Here is a 16,418-nt window from a genome sequence, read left to right as displayed (position 1 = left end):
TCGCGAAGGGCTGCAAAGCAGCCCCAATGGATTCGACTCAGACCTCGGGCCAGAACGCCCGGATCCCCGCCACACCTTGTGCACCAACTCGCCAGGCGCGCTCGCGCTCGGCGGCGCCCACGCCGCCCAGCAGGAACACCGGCCGGTTGAAGCCTTCGATCAGTTGCTGTGCTGCATCCCAACCCAATGGCTGTGCCTCTGGATGAGTCTGGGTGGCCTGCACCGGTGACAAGGTGACGAAATCCACGCCCATCTGCTCAGCCAGGGCCAGTTCTTCGGCGTTATGGCAGGACGCAGCCAGCCAGCGCTCCTTGGGGAACGGTCGGCCATTGGCGGCGTACTTGCGCAGTTGCTCGGAAGTCAGGTGCCAGCCGGCCGACGGGAAATCGCCCAGCCATTCCAGGGGTCCCTTGAGCATCAATTGCGCCTTGCCCGCACAGAGTCCAGCCGCATCCACCGCAACATCGCGGTACTTGGGGTCGTACATGTTCGGCGCACGCAGTTGCACCAGCTTGATCCCGCCGGCGATGGCTTTCTGGATACCGCGCAGCATATGCGGGACTTCCAGGTCATCCGGCGTGATCAGGTACTCACTAGGCAAACGCGCAGCGGCGACGATCGGCCGGTTGGCTTCGGGGAATTCGTACTGCGCCAAGTCCTTCGGCGACACCCAGGCCAGCGGCTGGCCTTCGGCGCCATGGGGTTCACCCGTGAAACCGCTGACGTCCCAGACATCCAGCAAGATCTGTTTATCCGGGTAGTCATGCTTGATCTTGATCAGTGGCCGCGCTGCGGTCACTTCGATGCCCAGCTCTTCGCGCAGTTCGCGCGCCAGGGCCGCATCCAAGGTTTCGCCGTCTTCAACCTTGCCTCCGGGGAACTCCCAGAGACCGCCTTGATGCTGGGTCTTGTCGCGACGGGCGATGAGGATTTGCCCGTCCGCACCGCGGATGACCGCGGCTGCTACATGAATTCGTTTCAACGTTCACTCTCCGCCAGAAATCCACACTTGGGTACATAACCCGAACCGGCAAGCCCGCCCGCGGTTGGCGGGTTTGCCGGAGACGCGTGTTCGATCAGGTCCGGTATTCGGCGTTGATCTTCACGTACTCGTGAGAAAGGTCGGTGGTCCAGATGGTTTCACTGCAATCACCACGGCCCAGCTCGATACGGATGGTGATCTCTTCCTGAGCCATGACCGCGGAGCCCTGGTCTTCGGTGTAGGTCGCGCTGCGGCCGCCTTTGCTGGCGATGCAGACGCTGCCCAGGTACACGTCGATCAGGCTGACGTCGAGGTTCGGCACGCCGGCACGACCAACGGCCGCCAGGATGCGGCCCCAGTTCGGGTCGGAGGCGAACAGTGCGGTCTTGATCAGCGGCGAGTGGGCAACGGCGTAGCCGACGTCCAGGCACTCCTGATGATTGCCACCACCGTTGACCTCAACGGTCACGAACTTGGTCGCGCCTTCGCCGTCACGGACGATGGCCTGGGCCACTTCCATGCAGACTTCGAACACGGCCTTTTTCAGGGCTTCGAACAGCGGGCCGCTGGCTTCAGTGACTTCGGCAACATCGGCCTTGCCGGTGGCGATCAGCATGCAGCAGTCGTTGGTCGAGGTGTCGCCATCGATGGTGATGCGGTTGAACGACTTGTTGGCGCCGTCCAGCATCAGGTCTTTCAGTACCGCCGGCGCAACTTTGGCGTCGGTGGCGATGTAGCCGAGCATGGTGGCCATGTTCGGACGGATCATCCCCGCGCCTTTGCTGATGCCAGTCACGGTGATGGTCACACCCTCGTGCTGGAACTGGCGGCTGGCGCCCTTGGGCAGGGTGTCGGTGGTCATGATGCCAGTGGCGGCTTCAGCCCAGTGGTTTTCGGACAGGTTGTCCAGAGCGGCCTGCAGCGCGCCTTCGATCTTCTCGACCGGCAGCGGCTCACCGATCACGCCGGTGGAGAACGGCAGCACGGCGCTGGCGTCGACGCCAGTCAGCTCAGCCAGCTTGGCGCAGGTGCGCTCGGCAGCGGCCAGGCCGGGTGCGCCGGTACCGGCGTTGGCGTTACCGGTGTTGGTCAGCAGGTAGCGTACGGTGCCTTGCACGCGCTGCTTGGCCAGGATCACCGGTGCAGCGCAGAACGCGTTCAGGGTGAAAACGCCAGCGACGCTGGAGCCTTCGGCACAGCGCATCACCACCACATCCTTGCGCCCAGGACGCTTGATGCCCGCCGAGGCGATACCGAGTTCGAAACCGGGGACCGGGTGCAACGTTGGCAAAGGACCAAGACCAACAGCCATGAAAGCGCTCCTAGAACATTGAGATACCGCCGTTGATCGACGGCGCTTGAGATGGAACAACGCCGCGACGGGTCAGGCCTGTCGCGGCGTGGTGTTCATGTTTCAGCGTGACACTGGCGGGTCAGATCAGTCGATCTGACCATGGCAGTGCTTGAACTTCTTGCCCGAACCACACCAGCACGGCTCATTGCGGCCCAGTTTGATGTCGTTGCGTACCGGCGCAGCGGCAACGGCGACTTCGGCACCGTCTTCCTGCAACTCAGCAGCTTCCAGGCCAGGCGCGGCGGCATGCTGGAACTGCATGCGCTGGGCCAGTTCTTCGGCTTCGCGGCGCAGACGGGCTTCTTCTTCGATCGGATCCTCGCGGCGAACCTGGACATGGGACAGAACGCGGATGGTGTCGCGCTTGATCGATTCCAGCAGTTCCTGGAACAGGGTGAACGACTCGCGCTTGTACTCCTGTTTCGGGTTCTTCTGAGCGTAGCCACGCAGGTGAATGCCGTGTCGCAGGTGGTCCATCATCGACAGGTGGTCTTTCCACAGGTCGTCGAGGACGCGCAGCAGGATCTGCTTCTCGAAGGTACGCAGGGCTTCGGCACCGGCGCTGTCTTCTTTCTCGTTGTAGGCGGTCAGCAGCTCGTTCAGCAGCTTCTCGCGCAGGGTTTCTTCGTACAGGTGATCGTCTTCGTCGAGCCACTGCTGGATCGGCAGCTTCACGCCGAAGTCGCTGGCCAGGGCCGCTTCCAGACCGGTCACATCCCACTGCTCGGGCAGCGATTGTGGCGGAATGTGCTGGCTGATGGTCGCGTCGAGGGCTTCCTGACGGAACTCGGCGATGGTGTCGCCAACGTTCTCGGCGGCCAGCAGGCTGTTGCGCATGTGGTAGATCACTTTGCGCTGCTCGTTGGCCACGTCGTCGAATTCGAGCAGTTGCTTGCGGATGTCGAAGTTGCGACCTTCGACCTTGCGCTGGGCCTTCTCGATGGCGTTGGTCACCATGCGGTGTTCGATCGCCTCGCCGGACTGCATGCCCAGGGCTTTCATGAAGTTCTTCACCCGGTCAGAGGCGAAGATGCGCATCAGGCTGTCTTCCAGCGACAGGTAGAAGCGGCTGGAGCCCGGGTCGCCCTGACGACCGGAACGACCACGCAACTGGTTGTCGATACGGCGGGATTCATGGCGCTCGGAAGCGATTACGTGCAGGCCACCGGACTCGATCACCTGCTGGTGGCGCTTCTGCCAGTCAGCCTTGATCTGGGCGATCTGCTCAGGGGTCGGGTTTTCCATGGAAGCCACTTCGACTTCCCAGTTGCCGCCCAGCAGGATGTCGGTACCGCGACCGGCCATGTTGGTGGCGATGGTCAGCGCACCCGGACGACCGGCCTGGGCAATGATCTCGGCTTCTTTTTCGTGGTACTTGGCGTTGAGGACCTTGTGATCGATACCCTCTTTCTTGAGCAGGTTGGACATGTGCTCGGAGGTTTCGATGGTCGCAGTACCAACCAGGACAGGACGGCCGGAAGCCATGCTTTCCTTGATGTCGGTGATGATCGCCGCGTACTTCTCCTCGGCGGTCAGGTACACCAGGTCGTTGAAGTCTTTACGCGCCAACGGCTTGTTCGGCGGAATCACCATCACGTTCAGCGCGTAGATCTGGGCGAACTCGAACGCCTCGGTGTCAGCGGTACCGGTCATGCCGGACAGCTTGTTGTACAGGCGGAAGTAGTTCTGGAAGGTGGTCGACGCCAAGGTCTGGCTTTCGGCCTGGATGTTCAGGTTTTCCTTGGCTTCGATGGCCTGGTGCAGGCCTTCGGACAGACGACGACCCGGCATGGTACGGCCGGTGTGTTCGTCGATCAGCAGAACCTGACCGTCCTGGACGATGTACTCGACGTTGCGGTGGAACAGCTTGTGCGCACGCAGACCGGCATAGACGTGGGTCAGCAGGCCCAGGTTGTGCGCGGAATACAGGCTCTCGCCCTCGGCCAGCAGGCCGACCTGGGTGAGCATCTCTTCGATGAACTGGTGACCGGCTTCGTTGAGTTCGACCTGACGAGTCTTCTCGTCAACCTTGAAGTGACCTTCCTGGGTGACTTCGCCTTCGACTTCTTCGATGTGCTGCTTCAGGCGCGGGATCAGCTTGTTGATCTCGATGTACAGCTTGGAGCTGTCTTCAGCCTGACCGGAAATGATCAGCGGGGTACGGGCTTCGTCGATCAGGATGGAGTCGACTTCGTCGATCACGGCGAAATTCAGCTCGCGCTGGAATTTCTCTTCCATGCTGAACGCCATGTTGTCGCGCAGGTAGTCGAAACCGAATTCGTTGTTGGTGCCGTAGGTGATGTCGGCAGCGTAGGCAATACGCTTCTCTTCCGGCGGCTGGAACGGTGTGACGACACCGACGGTCAGGCCGAGGAATTCATACAGAGGACGCATCCAGTTGGCGTCGCGGCGGGCCAGGTAGTCGTTGACCGTGACCACGTGCACGCCCTTGCCGGACAGTGCGTTGAGGTATACGCCCAGGGTTGCCACCAGGGTCTTGCCCTCACCGGTGCGCATTTCCGCGATCATGCCTTCGTGCAAGGTCATGCCGCCGATCAACTGCACATCGAAGTGACGCATGCCCATGATCCGCTTGCCCGCTTCACGCGTGACGGCGAAGGCTTCAGGCAGGAGCTGGTCGAGGGTCTCGCCTTTGGCCAGGCGCTCTTTGAACTCGGCGGTCTTGGCCCGCAACTGTTCATCAGAGAGGGCCACCATCTGCTCTTCGAAGGCATTGACGATCTGTACCGTCTTGAGCATGCGTTTGACTTCACGCTCGTTCTTGCTTCCAAAAAGTTTTTTTAACAAAGGCGCAAACATATCGGCAGGATCTTCCACACATAGGGATGGAGGGCGGCCCCGTGAGTCGCCCGTGCAGCCCTTATTGGCCGCATGCGAACGAGCATTCTACCCGGAAACGATGGTGAGGAAAGTGGTGGAATTCCACGATGCTGGCACAGCGCTTTGACGGGGCTTTTTTACAATAAGGGCTTTTTCGCCAACTTCAACCCGTCAGCCGCAAGATTGCTGCCAATCGCATCCGTCCGGTGTGCGGCGAGGGATCTGATAAGATTGCCAGCACTGTCATTGCAGGTGTCTTCATGGCCTACCGCCCCTCTCCCGCTCGCGCCCCCGCCGTACTCCTGCGCGAAGCCCGTCCCCTCAAGGCATTGTTCAGCCATGCACAGCGTCTGGCGCAATTGCAGCGCCTGGTAGAAAGCCAGTTGCAGCCCGCAGCCCGCGAGCACTGCCATGTCGCTTCGTGGCGCGAGGGTACGTTGTTGCTGGTGGTCACCGATGGCCACTGGGCAACGCGTCTGCGCTACCAGCAGAAACGCCTGCAACGCGCCCTGCAACAACTCGACGTGTTCGTCAGCCTCAACCGCATCCAGTTCAAGGTCCAGCCGACCGCCAGCAGCCCGCGCCCCGGCGGTCATGTAATGGATATTTCGAGCAAGTCCGCGGAGAACATCCAGGCCACGGCAGAAGGTATCAGCGACCCGAATTTACGCGCGGCGCTGGAGCGCCTGGCCAGCCATGGCAAGGGCAACAAGAACCCGCCGACCGAGTGAATGCCGCACAATAAAAAAGGCCACCCGGAGGTGGCCTTCAAACTAGAGAGAGAGTTCGAACTTATACAGCTGCTACCGGGCGCATATACGAGATCGGTGCGGTGCTGGCATCTTCGAAGATCACCACTTCCCAGGCGTCTTTCTCCTCGATCAGCTTGCGCAACAGCTGGTTGTTCAGCGCGTGACCGGATTTGAAGCCACGGAATTCGCCAATCAGGCTGTTGCCTAGCAGGTAGAGGTCGCCGATGGCGTCGAGGATCTTGTGTTTGACGAATTCGTCTTCATAGCGAAGGCCGTCTTCGTTCAACACGCCGTCCTTGTCCACCACGATGGCGTTTTCCACGCTACCGCCGAGTGCGAGGTTATGCTTGCGCAGGTACTCGATGTCGCTCATGAACCCGAAGGTACGGGCGCGGCTGACTTCCTTCACGAACGAGGTGCTGGAAAAGTCCACGCTGGCACTTTGAGTCCGGTTGCGGAACACCGGGTGGTCGAAATCGATCTCGAAACTCACCTTGAACCCGTCGAAAGGCAGGAAGGTGGCGCGCTTGTCGCCGTCCTCGACTGACACTTCGCGCAGGATGCGGATGAATTTCTTCGGCGCGTCCTGTTCTTCCAGGCCGGCAGATTGAATCAGGAATACAAAGGGACCAGCGCTACCATCCATGATCGGAACTTCCGACGCGGAGAGCTCGACGTAGGCATTATCGATGCCCAGGCCAGCCATGGCCGAGAGCAGGTGCTCTACCGTGTCGACCTTGGTATCGCCATTGACCAGTGTCGTGGACATGGTCGTCTCACCGACGTTTTCCGCACGGGCAGGGATCTGCACCACCGGATCGAGGTCGGCTCGGCAAAATACGATGCCGGTGTCCACAGGTGCAGGTTTGAGGGTCAGGTAAACCTTTTCCCCGGAGTGCAGGCCGACACCTGTGGCACGGATAATATTTTTCAGGGTGCGTTGTTTAATCATGGCATTGGCCGCTTCAGCACAGATTGCGAACTGGTATCAACAAAGGCTGGGGATAATAGCAGACCCGGCCTTTGCTGAACACCAATCACCCTAATACCCCTGATAAATTTCATTAATCGGCCTGGCGACGCAGGAAAGCCGGGATGTCCAGATAGTCCAGGTCGTCTTGCGGATTGAGCTTGGCAGCCGCTGCAGCACCGGCGTGCGTCTGGTTGCGCATCACGGTAGGACGCTCCAGGTCGCGGTAGTTCACTGCCGGTTGCTCGTGGCGCACAGGCGCTGGAGCCGGGGTCGAAGCCTGGGCCGCGGCGGATTGCAGGGTGTTGTCGATGACCTTCACAGGCTTCTCGATTTTCGCACCCAGGCCGGTGGCCACGACGGTTACATGCAGTTCGTCGCGCATGTCCGGATCGATCACGGTACCCACCTTGACCATGGCGTGATCCGACGCGAACGCCTCGATGATGCTACCCACGTCGGAGTACTCACCCAGCGACAGGTCAGGACCGGCGGTGATGTTCACCAGGATGCCACGCGCGCCCTGCAGGTTGACGTCTTCCAGCAGCGGGTTGCGAATGGCCGCTTCAGTGGCTTCACGAGCACGGTTCGGACCGCTGGCGCAGCCGGTACCCATCATTGCCATGCCCATTTCGCTCATCACGGTACGCACGTCGGCGAAGTCGACGTTGATCATGCCCGGACGCTTGATGATGTCGGAGATACCGCGAACGGCACCCGCCAGCACGTCGTCAGCCTTGGCGAACGCGGACAGCAGGCTCGCGTCCTTGCCCAGGATGGTCAGCAGCTTTTCGTTCGGGATGGTGATCAGCGAGTCAACGCTTTCAGCCAGCGCGCGGATGCCCTCATCGGCGATCTGCATGCGCTTGCGACCTTCGAACGGGAACGGACGGGTCACCACCGCAACGGTGAGGATGCCCATTTCCTTGGCCACTTCGGCGATGATCGGTGCAGCACCGGTACCGGTACCGCCGCCCATGCCAGTGGTGATGAACACCATGTTGGTGCCCTGCAGCACTTCGGCGATGCGCTCACGGTCTTCCAGAGCCGCCTGACGGCCGACTTCCGGATTGGCGCCAGCACCCAGGCCCTTGGTCACACCGGTACCCAGTTGCAGGATGGTACGTGCGCCGATGTTTTTCAGCGCCTGAGCATCAGTGTTGGCGCAGATGAATTCGACGCCTTCGATGTTGCTCTTCACCATGTGATTGACGGCGTTGCCACCGCCGCCACCGACGCCGATCACTTTGATGACCGGACTTTGCGGGACGTTGTCTACGAGCTCGAACATTTTCCCTCTCCTTTCATTTTTCTCTAGTTTTTGCGCCTACCACTACTGCTTTGAAACTTAAAAGTTGCCCTGGACCCAACGCTTGAAACGCTCAAGCACAGGAGCCTTTGGTTCATCGCCATAGCTGTCGTTTCTAATACCTGGCACGGGCACGCCATCGGACTGCTTCAGCAGGCCGTAGGTCAGCAGACCCACACCAGTGGAGTAAATCGGGTTGCGCACTACATCACTCAGGCCGCGAACGCTGTGCGGCACGCCCAGGCGTACTGGCATGTGGAAGATCTCCTCGGCCAGCTCGACCGCGCCTTCCATCTTCGAAGTTCCGCCGGTCAGCACGATGCCGGCCGGAACCAGATCTTCGTAGCCGCTGCGACGCAGCTCGGCCTGGATCAGGGTGAACAGTTCGTCGTAGCGCGGCTCGACCACTTCAGCCAGGGCCTGGCGCGACAGTTCGCGCGGCGGGCGGTCGCCCACGCTTGGCACCTTGATGGTCTCGCCGGCACCCGCCAGCTTGGCCAGGGCGCAGGCGTAGCGGATCTTGATTTCTTCGGCGTACTGGGTCGGTGTGCGCAGCGCCATGGCGATGTCGTTGGTCACCTGATCGCCAGCGATCGGGATCACCGCGGTGTGGCGGATTGCGCCTTCGGTGAAGATCGCGATGTCGGTGGTGCCGCCACCGATGTCCACCAGGCACACGCCCAACTCTTTCTCGTCATCGGTCAGCACGGAATAGGCCGACGCCAGTTGCTCGAGAATGATGTCGTCGATTTCCAGACCGCAGCGGCGCACGCACTTCTCGATGTTCTGCGCAGCATTCACCGCGCAGGTCACGACGTGCACCTTGGCTTCCAGACGAACACCGGACATGCCCAATGGCTCGCGAACGCCTTCCTGGTTATCGATGACGTAGTCCTGCGGCAGGGTATGCAGCACGCGCTGGTCAGCAGGAATGGCAACGGCCTGGGCGGCATCCAGTACTCGCTCGAGGTCCGCGGCGCTGACTTCACGGTCGCGGATCGCGACGATACCGTGGGAGTTCAGGCTGCGGATGTGGTTGCCGGCCACACCGACGAATGCCGAGTGGATGCGGCAGCCGGCCATCAATTGCGCCTCTTCGACGGCGCGCTGGATCGACTGCACGGTGGACTCGATATTGACCACCACGCCTTTCTTCAACCCGCGCGACGGGTGGGTGCCGATACCGACGATTTCCAGCGTGCCGTCAGCAGCGACTTCGCCCACCAGTGCAACCACCTTGGACGTGCCGATATCCAGCCCGACGATCATTTTGCCGCTATGCGCGTTTGCCATGGTCCTGCCTCTCTCTAATTCTTCGCCACGGCGGATTGGGCCGCGGGCGGTGCAATCGGTTCCCGCCAGCCAACGGCAAGGCCATTGGCGTAACGCAGATCGATGCGGGCGATGTTCGTGATCTGTTCTTTGAGCGTCTTGTTATAAATGGCAATGAAGCGGCGCATCTTTTCCACCAGATGGTCACGCCCCAGCAGCAGTTCGATACCCGGCCCGGCGCTTCCGGCGCCGGTGGTCAGGAACCAGCTACCACGCTCGCGCAGTTCCAGACGTGCGATCGAAAAGCCCAGGGGACGCAGCATCTGGTTCAGTACCTGATATTGCTGCATCACTTGTTGCTGAGCCCGCTGCGGCCCGAACAACTGCGGCAGGTGCTCATAATTGGCCAGCTCGCGCGGCGTGAAGGCCTGGCCCTGGTTGTTGAGCAAGGCATCATCACCCCAGCGCGCCACCGGCAACTGCTCCTCGAGACGGATCACCACCTCGTCCGGCCATACACGGCGTACTTCGGCATGGGCGATCCAGGGCATCTGCTCCAGCTCGGCGCGCATGCTCGCCAGGTCGACGGTGAAGAAGCTCGCCGCGACATAAGGCGCGATCCGCTGCTGCACCGCTTGCTGGCTGATGTAGCTGAGGTCGCCCTGCACGGCGATCTTGGTGATCGGCCGGTCGGCATACGGCATCAACCGCTGCGCGCCTTCATAGGCGCCAAAGCCCGCGGCCACCAGCAGGATCGGCCACAACAGTCGCTTGAAAACACTGAAGCCAGGCTTGGGCAGGCGCGCCGACAGTGGCTCTTTCGCCACCATCCGGCTGGCACCACGCGGCACCGGCTTGCGGCCGGGAGCGGGTTGCTGATGACGTACCATCGCGCCTTGCATGGGCTTAACCTCGCGCCTCGACACTCGCCGCCAGAATCGCCAGCACCAACTGCTGGAAATCGAGTCCGGCCGCACGCGCCGCCATTGGCACCAGGCTATGGTCAGTCATGCCTGGCGCGGTGTTGACTTCGAGCAGCCAGAACCGGCCCTGCTCGTCCTGCATCACATCCACACGGCCCCAACCAGCGATGCCAATGGCGTCGCAGGCGCGGGCGGTTAGGTCGATCAGTTCCTGTTCCTTGGCGCTGTCCAGGCCACACGGAATCCGGTACTGGGTATCGGATGCCAGGTACTTGGCGTCGTAGTCGTAGAACGTATGCGGGGTGCCCAGCGCGATCGGCGGCAGCACCTGGTCACGCAGCACCGCAACGGTGAACTCCGGACCATGAATCCACTGCTCGACCAACACTTGCGAATCGTAGGTGGCGGCGTCTTTCCAGGCGGCGACCAATTCATCGACGCTGGTCACTTTCGCCATACCGATACTGGAACCTTCATGGGCCGGTTTGACGATCAAAGGGAAGCCCAGTTCCGCGCCCGCGGAAATACAGTCGGCTTCGCTGGCCAGCACGGCATGACGCGGGGTCGGAATGCCCAGGCTCTGCCAGACCTGCTTGGTCCGCAGCTTGTCCATGGCCAGTGCCGAAGCGAGGATACCGCTGCCGGTGTAGGGAATGCCGAGGCACTCCAGCAAGCCCTGCATGCTGCCGTCTTCGCCGCCACGACCGTGGAGGATGATGAAGGCGCGGTCGATCTTCTCGCTCTGCAGGCGGGTCAGCAGGTCGTCACCGACGTCGATGGCAACCACGTCGACACCGCCGCTGCGCAGCGCGTCGATCACCGCGGCGCCGGACTTGAGCGACACTTCGCGCTCGGCGCTCTTGCCGCCGTAAAGCACCGCGACGCGACCGAAGTCTTTTGGCGCAATGGTGGAATGCAGTTTGGCGTAGGCTTCAGTCATTTCGATTTCTCCTGACTGGCAACCGCACCAGCGAACAACGGGCTCTTCAACAGTTGTGGCGCCAGCCCGCCGATATCACCGGCACCCTGGCAGAGCAGAATGTCGCCGGCGCGCAGCAGCGGCTTGACCAGCGGCGCCAGCTCGATGCCGCGCTCGATGTAGATCGGGTCGAGCTGACCGCGCTGACGAATGCTGCGGCACAGCTGGCGGCTGTCGGCACCCGGGATCGGCTCTTCGCCGGCCGGATAGACTTCCATCAACAGCAGCACATTGGCGTCGGCCAGCACCTGGACGAAATCGTCGTACAGGTCGCGGGTCCGGCTGTAGCGGTGTGGCTGATAGACCATCACCAGGCGGCGCTCCGGCCAACCACCGCGGACCGCCTTAATCACCGCGGCGACCTCGGTCGGATGGTGTCCGTAGTCATCCACCAGCATCACGCTGCCGTCTTCGACCGGAAGCTCGCCGTAGACCTGGAAGCGACGCCCCACGCCCTGGAAGCCCGAAAGGCCCTGGACGATAGCTTCGTCGCTGATGCCTTCGTCGGTGGCAATGGCGATGGTCGCCAGCGCATTGAGCACGTTGTGGTTGCCCGGCATGTTCACCGACACGTTCAGCGGCTCGCGGTCGCGACGCAGCACGGTGAAGTGGGTCTGCATGCCCGACTGACGCACATTGATCGCACGCACGTCGGCTTCTTCGCAGAAGCCGTAGGTGACTGCCGGGCGCTTGACCAGCGGCAGAATCTCGCGCACGACCGGGTCATCCAGGCAAACCACCGCCAGGCCATAGAACGGCAGGTTGTGGAGGAACTCGACGAAGGTTTTCTTCAGTTTGTTGAAGTCGCCTTCGTAGGTCGCCATGTGGTCGGCGTCGATGTTGGTGACGACCGCCACCAGCGGCTGCAGGTGCAGGAAGCTGGCATCGCTTTCGTCAGCTTCAGCGATCAGGTAGCGGCTGGTGCCGAGCTGCGCGTTGGTGCCCGCGGCATTCAGGCGACCGCCAATCACGAAGGTCGGATCGAGGCCGCCCGCGGCGAACACCGAGGCCAGCAGGCTGGTGGTGGTGGTCTTGCCATGGGTGCCGGCGACCGCGATACCGTGGCGATAACGCATCAGCTCGGCGAGCATCTCGGCGCGCGGCACCACCGGAATACGCCGTTCAAGCGCGGTGGCAACTTCCGGGTTGGCGGTGTTGATCGCGCTGGAAACCACCAGCACATCAGCGGTCGCGGCGTTCTCGGCACGGTGGCCGATGAAGATTTCAGCGCCGAAGGACTCCAGGCGCTCGGTCACTGCCGAGGCCTTGAGGTCCGAGCCGGACACCTGGTAGCCCAGGTTCAGCAGCACTTCGGCGATACCGCACATACCCACGCCGCCGATACCGACGAAGTGAATGCGGCGGATGCGGCGCATCTCGGGCTGAGGCATGGCTTTCTGGTTCTCAACCATGGGCCACCTCCAGGCAGATGTCGACCACGGTGCGGGTAGCAGCAGGTTTGGCCAGGCGGCGCGCGGTGGCGGCCATGGTGTCGAGTTTTTCCGGTTGCATCAGTACCTCGTTCAGGCGTTCAGCGAGCTGCGCTGCGCCAGTTGTCGCTTGTGGCATCAGGAAGGCAGCACCTTCGCGGGCCAGATAATGGGCGTTGTGGGTCTGGTGGTCGTCGATTGCATGGGGCAAGGGCACCAGCATCGAAGGCAGGCCTGCCGCCGCCAGTTCACTGACAGTCAGCGCGCCGGCACGGCACACCACCAGGTCGGCCCAGCCATAGGCTTGGGCCATATCCTTGATAAACGGCTCAACCTGAGCCTCGATCCCGGCTTCGCGATAACGCTCGGCGGTGATCTGGTCATGATTCTTCCCGGCCTGGTGGAACACCTCGGGACGGAGGGCTTCCGGCACCAGCGCCAGCGCCTGGGGCAACAGCTTGTTCAAGGGCTCGGCACCAAGGCTGCCGCCCAGCACCAGCAGGCGCGCACGGCGGCCTGGCAAGGCTTCACGCACAGGTTCCAGAAACAGTTCGCTGCGTACCGGATTACCGGTGGTACGGCGTTTTTCGCTAGCGCCGAAGGTGTCCGGGAACGCTTCACAAACCCGACCGGCCAGCGGAACCAGCAGCCGATTGGCGGTGCCAGCACGGGCGTTCTGCTCGTGGATCACCACGGGCACGCCCGCCAGCCTCGCGGCAACGCCGCCGGGGCCGGTCACATAACCGCCGAAGCCGACCACGCAGACCGGCTTGAGCTGACGGATGATCCGGCGCGCCTGCAGCACGGCCTTGATCAGGGTGAATGGCGCCTTCAGCAGCGACAGCTTGCTCTTGCCCCGCAGGCCAGTGACGTTGATCAGGTGCAACGGCAGGCCAGCCTGCGGCACCAGTTCGTTTTCAATGCCGCGTGGCGTTCCCAGCCAGTGCACAGTGAAACCGCGCGCCTGGAACTCCCGGGCACAGGCCAGTGCCGGGAACACATGGCCGCCGGTCCCGCCGGCCATGATCAATACGTTCTTGCCGTCAGCGGCCATGATGATTCGGCTCCTCGGCAAAGTCGTCTTCGTCGAACTCGTGTTCCTCGCTGCCCAGGTGCGTGCGGCTCTCCCACTCGATGCGCAGCAGCAACCCCACGCAGGCACAGCAGATGACCAGCGAACTGCCCCCGTAACTGAGGAAAGGCAGGGTCAGCCCTTTGGTTGGCAGCAGGCCGATGTTCACACCAATATTGATGAGGAACTGGCCGATCCACAGGAACGCCAGCCCGAACGCCACGTAGGCGGCGAAGAATTGCTTGGCTTTCTCGGCCCACAGACCGATGTATAAGGCGCGGACGGTGACAAAGACGAACAGCGCCAGCGTCGCCAGCGAGCCCACTACGCCCAGCTCCTCGGCCAGCACCGAGAACACGAAGTCGGTATGTGCTTCCGGCAGGTAGAACTGCTTCTGCACGCTGTTACCCAGACCGACGCCGAACCACTCGCCGCGGCCGAAGGCGATCAACGCCTGGGTCAACTGATAGCCGGAACCGAACTGGTCCGCCCACGGGTCGGTGAAGGTTGTCAGACGGGCCATCCGGTAGGGCTGCGCCTGAACCAGGACGAACACCGCGCCCACTGCCAGCGCCACCATCAGACCGAAGCGGAACAAGCCGACCCCGCCGAGGAACAGCATGGCCGCGGCGGAGCCCATCATTACCACGGTGGCGCCGAAGTCCGGCTCCATGAGCAGCAGGCCGGCCATCGGCAGCAGCACGATGAAAGGCTTGAAGAAGCCCATCCAGCTCTCGCGCACTTCCTGCTGCCGACGCACCAGATAGCCCGCGAGGTAGATGACCACGAAGACCTTGGCGATTTCCGACGGCTGCACGTTGAAGAAGCTGAAACCGATCCAGCGCCACGAACCGTTCACTTCGCGACCGATGCCAGGGACCAGCACCAGTATCAGCAAGCCGAAGGCACCGATCAGCATCAGGTAGCCCATGCGTTGCCAAGTCGAGATCGGCACCATCATGGTGACGATGCATGCGCCCAGCCCGAGGGTCACGTACACCAGGTGACGAATCATGTGGTACAGCGGGTTACCCGACTGCGCCGCAGCCACTTCCGAGGACGCCGAGGTGATCATCACCAGGCCCAGACCGAGCAAGGCCAGGCAGCCGACCAGGAATGGGAAGTCCAGGTCGATGCCTCGGCCGCTGATCAGCGGCGACGGGTAGGGCTTGATGGCGCCGAAGATCATGCCAGCCCTCCCACGGCCTGGGCGAACAGGCGCCCACGCTCTTCAAAGTTCTTGAACATGTCGAGGCTGGCACAGGCCGGCGACAGCAACACCGCATCGCCCGGTTGAGCCAGTTCCGCACACTGCTGCACCGCTTCATCGAGTGTCTTCACCCGCACCAGCGGCACGCTGTCGCCCAGCGTTTCAGCCAGCCGTTCGGCATCACGACCCAGCAGCACCACCGCGCGGCAATGCTCGACAACAGGCGCGCGCAGGCCAGAGAAATCGGCACCTTTGCCATCTCCGCCAGCAATCAGTACCAGCTTGCCGTCGATATCCGCGCCCAGCCCTTCGATGGCGGCCAGAGCGGCGCCAACGTTGGTGGCTTTGGAATCGTCGTACCAGTTGACCTCGTTACGCTCGCGTACCCACTGGCAACGATGGGCGAGGCCACCGAAATTGCGCAGGCTTTCCAGCATGGCGTCGAATGGCAGGCCGACCGCATGACCCAGTGCCAACGCCGCCAGGGCATTGGACTGGTTGTGCGCACCGCGGATCTTCAACTCGCGTACCGGCATGAGGTTCTGGAACTCGAACGCCAGGTACTTCTCGCCACCCTCTTCGCGCAGACCGAAGGCCTTGAAATCAGGTTTGTTCAGGCCGAAGGTCCAGCACGGCTGGCCTTCGGTCAGCAACGGACGGCTCAGGGCATCCTGACGGTTGACCACCACTTGCCGCGCACCACGGAAGATCCGGTGCTTGGCCAGGTGATAAGCCGGCAGGCCACTGTAGCGATCCATATGGTCTTCGCTGACATTGAGCACGGTCGCCACTTCAGCGTTGAGCTGATCGGTGGTTTCCAACTGGAAGCTCGACAACTCCATCACGTACAGCTCGACGTCATCGCTGAGCAGGTCCAGGGCGGGGGTGCCGAGGTTGCCGCCGACTGCCACACGTTTGCCCGCCGCTGCGGCCATCTCGCCGACCAGGGTGGTCACGGTGCTCTTGGCGTTGGAACCACTGATGGCAATGATCGGAGCCTTGGCATTGCGGGCGAACAGTTCGATATCACCCGACAGCTTCACGCCGCGAGCGGCGGCCTGCTGCAAGGCCGGCGTAGCGAGCGCCAGGCCTGGGCTGACGTAGAGCTCGTCGGCGCGGCAGAGGAAGTCCACATCCAGCTCGCCACAGCGCACTTCGATCTGTGGGTAGTCGCGTCGCAGCGTCGCCAGCTCCGGTGGGTTCTCCCGGGTATCGGCCACCGCAAACGCAACGCCCCGGTTCGCCAGGAAGCGAACCAGGGACATGCCGCTCTTGCCGAGGCCGACAACGATGCGGAAGTGGTCAGATGCGATCAGTGACACGC

At 62.3% G+C, this 16,418-nt stretch carries 13 protein-coding genes; 1 reads left to right on the top strand and 12 read right to left on the bottom strand.

Going from position 1 to position 16,418, the window contains the following annotated elements:
- Nucleotides 1-37: 37 nt before the first annotated feature.
- The 3 genes from NTD82_RS07190 to secA form a co-directional block, all read right to left on the bottom strand.
- On the bottom strand, nucleotides 38-982 hold the full coding sequence (locus NTD82_RS07190) for a Nudix family hydrolase (protein ID WP_262128202.1): 945 nt from the start codon (nucleotides 980-982) through the stop codon (nucleotides 38-40).
- Between the two features lie 94 nt (nucleotides 983-1,076).
- Nucleotides 1,077-2,294, bottom strand: coding sequence for a bifunctional glutamate N-acetyltransferase/amino-acid acetyltransferase ArgJ (gene argJ, locus NTD82_RS07185; RefSeq protein ID WP_262128201.1), 1,218 nt, complete (start codon nucleotides 2,292-2,294; stop codon nucleotides 1,077-1,079).
- Nucleotides 2,295-2,420: 126 nt separating this feature from the next.
- Nucleotides 2,421-5,156, bottom strand: coding sequence for a preprotein translocase subunit SecA (secA, locus tag NTD82_RS07180; RefSeq protein WP_262128200.1), 2,736 nt, complete (start codon nucleotides 5,154-5,156; stop codon nucleotides 2,421-2,423).
- A gap of 281 nt (nucleotides 5,157-5,437) precedes the next feature.
- On the opposite strand from secA, the gene NTD82_RS07175 reads away from it, so the two are divergent.
- The gene (locus NTD82_RS07175; RefSeq protein WP_095154681.1) at nucleotides 5,438-5,908 is read left to right on the top strand and encodes a DUF721 domain-containing protein; all 471 of its coding nucleotides are present in this window, start codon (nucleotides 5,438-5,440) and stop codon (nucleotides 5,906-5,908) included.
- Nucleotides 5,909-5,969: 61 nt separating this feature from the next.
- Here NTD82_RS07175 and lpxC read toward each other — a convergent pair whose 3' ends face one another.
- The 9 genes from lpxC to murD all read right to left on the bottom strand — a co-directional run bounded on the left by lpxC (nucleotide 5,970) and on the right by murD (nucleotide 16,416).
- Entirely contained in the window at nucleotides 5,970-6,881 is a 912-nt protein-coding gene (gene lpxC, locus NTD82_RS07170) for a UDP-3-O-acyl-N-acetylglucosamine deacetylase (RefSeq protein ID WP_095154679.1), read from the bottom strand.
- Nucleotides 6,882-6,993: 112 nt separating this feature from the next.
- Nucleotides 6,994-8,190, bottom strand: coding sequence for a cell division protein FtsZ (ftsZ, locus tag NTD82_RS07165; protein ID WP_095154677.1), 1,197 nt, complete (start codon nucleotides 8,188-8,190; stop codon nucleotides 6,994-6,996).
- A 57-nt stretch (nucleotides 8,191-8,247) separates the two neighbouring features.
- A complete protein-coding gene (ftsA, locus tag NTD82_RS07160) occupies nucleotides 8,248-9,501 on the bottom strand; it encodes a cell division protein FtsA (RefSeq protein WP_095154675.1) in 1,254 nt (417 codons plus the stop codon).
- 14 nt (nucleotides 9,502-9,515) lie between these two features.
- On the bottom strand, nucleotides 9,516-10,382 hold the full coding sequence (locus tag NTD82_RS07155) for a cell division protein FtsQ/DivIB (RefSeq protein ID WP_095154673.1): 867 nt from the start codon (nucleotides 10,380-10,382) through the stop codon (nucleotides 9,516-9,518).
- A gap of 4 nt (nucleotides 10,383-10,386) precedes the next feature.
- A complete protein-coding gene (locus NTD82_RS07150) occupies nucleotides 10,387-11,343 on the bottom strand; it encodes a D-alanine--D-alanine ligase (protein ID WP_095154672.1) in 957 nt (318 codons plus the stop codon).
- Entirely contained in the window at nucleotides 11,340-12,794 is a 1,455-nt protein-coding gene (gene murC, locus NTD82_RS07145) for a UDP-N-acetylmuramate--L-alanine ligase (protein ID WP_095154670.1), read from the bottom strand. Before murC ends, NTD82_RS07150 begins: the two co-directional genes overlap by 4 nt.
- Nucleotides 12,787-13,866, bottom strand: a complete 1,080-nt coding sequence (murG, locus tag NTD82_RS07140; RefSeq protein ID WP_262128198.1) for an undecaprenyldiphospho-muramoylpentapeptide beta-N-acetylglucosaminyltransferase — start codon at nucleotides 13,864-13,866, stop codon at nucleotides 12,787-12,789. The genes murC and murG overlap by 8 nt, the downstream gene beginning before the upstream one ends.
- Nucleotides 13,856-15,073 carry a putative lipid II flippase FtsW gene (gene ftsW, locus NTD82_RS07135; RefSeq protein WP_095154666.1) on the bottom strand — a complete coding sequence of 406 codons (1,218 nt, stop codon included), beginning with the start codon at nucleotides 15,071-15,073 and terminating at the stop codon, nucleotides 13,856-13,858. Before ftsW ends, murG begins: the two co-directional genes overlap by 11 nt.
- On the bottom strand, nucleotides 15,070-16,416 hold the full coding sequence (murD, locus tag NTD82_RS07130) for a UDP-N-acetylmuramoyl-L-alanine--D-glutamate ligase (RefSeq protein ID WP_262128197.1): 1,347 nt from the start codon (nucleotides 16,414-16,416) through the stop codon (nucleotides 15,070-15,072). The genes ftsW and murD overlap by 4 nt, the downstream gene beginning before the upstream one ends.
- Nucleotides 16,417-16,418 lie beyond the last annotated feature (2 nt).

This window comes from Pseudomonas sp. 5P_5.1_Bac1 (assembly GCF_025466015.1).
Lineage (GTDB): Bacteria > Pseudomonadota > Gammaproteobacteria > Pseudomonadales > Pseudomonadaceae > Aquipseudomonas.
The sequence above is the reverse complement of the archived record's forward strand: the minus strand, read 5'-3'. Positions and strand labels throughout refer to the sequence as shown.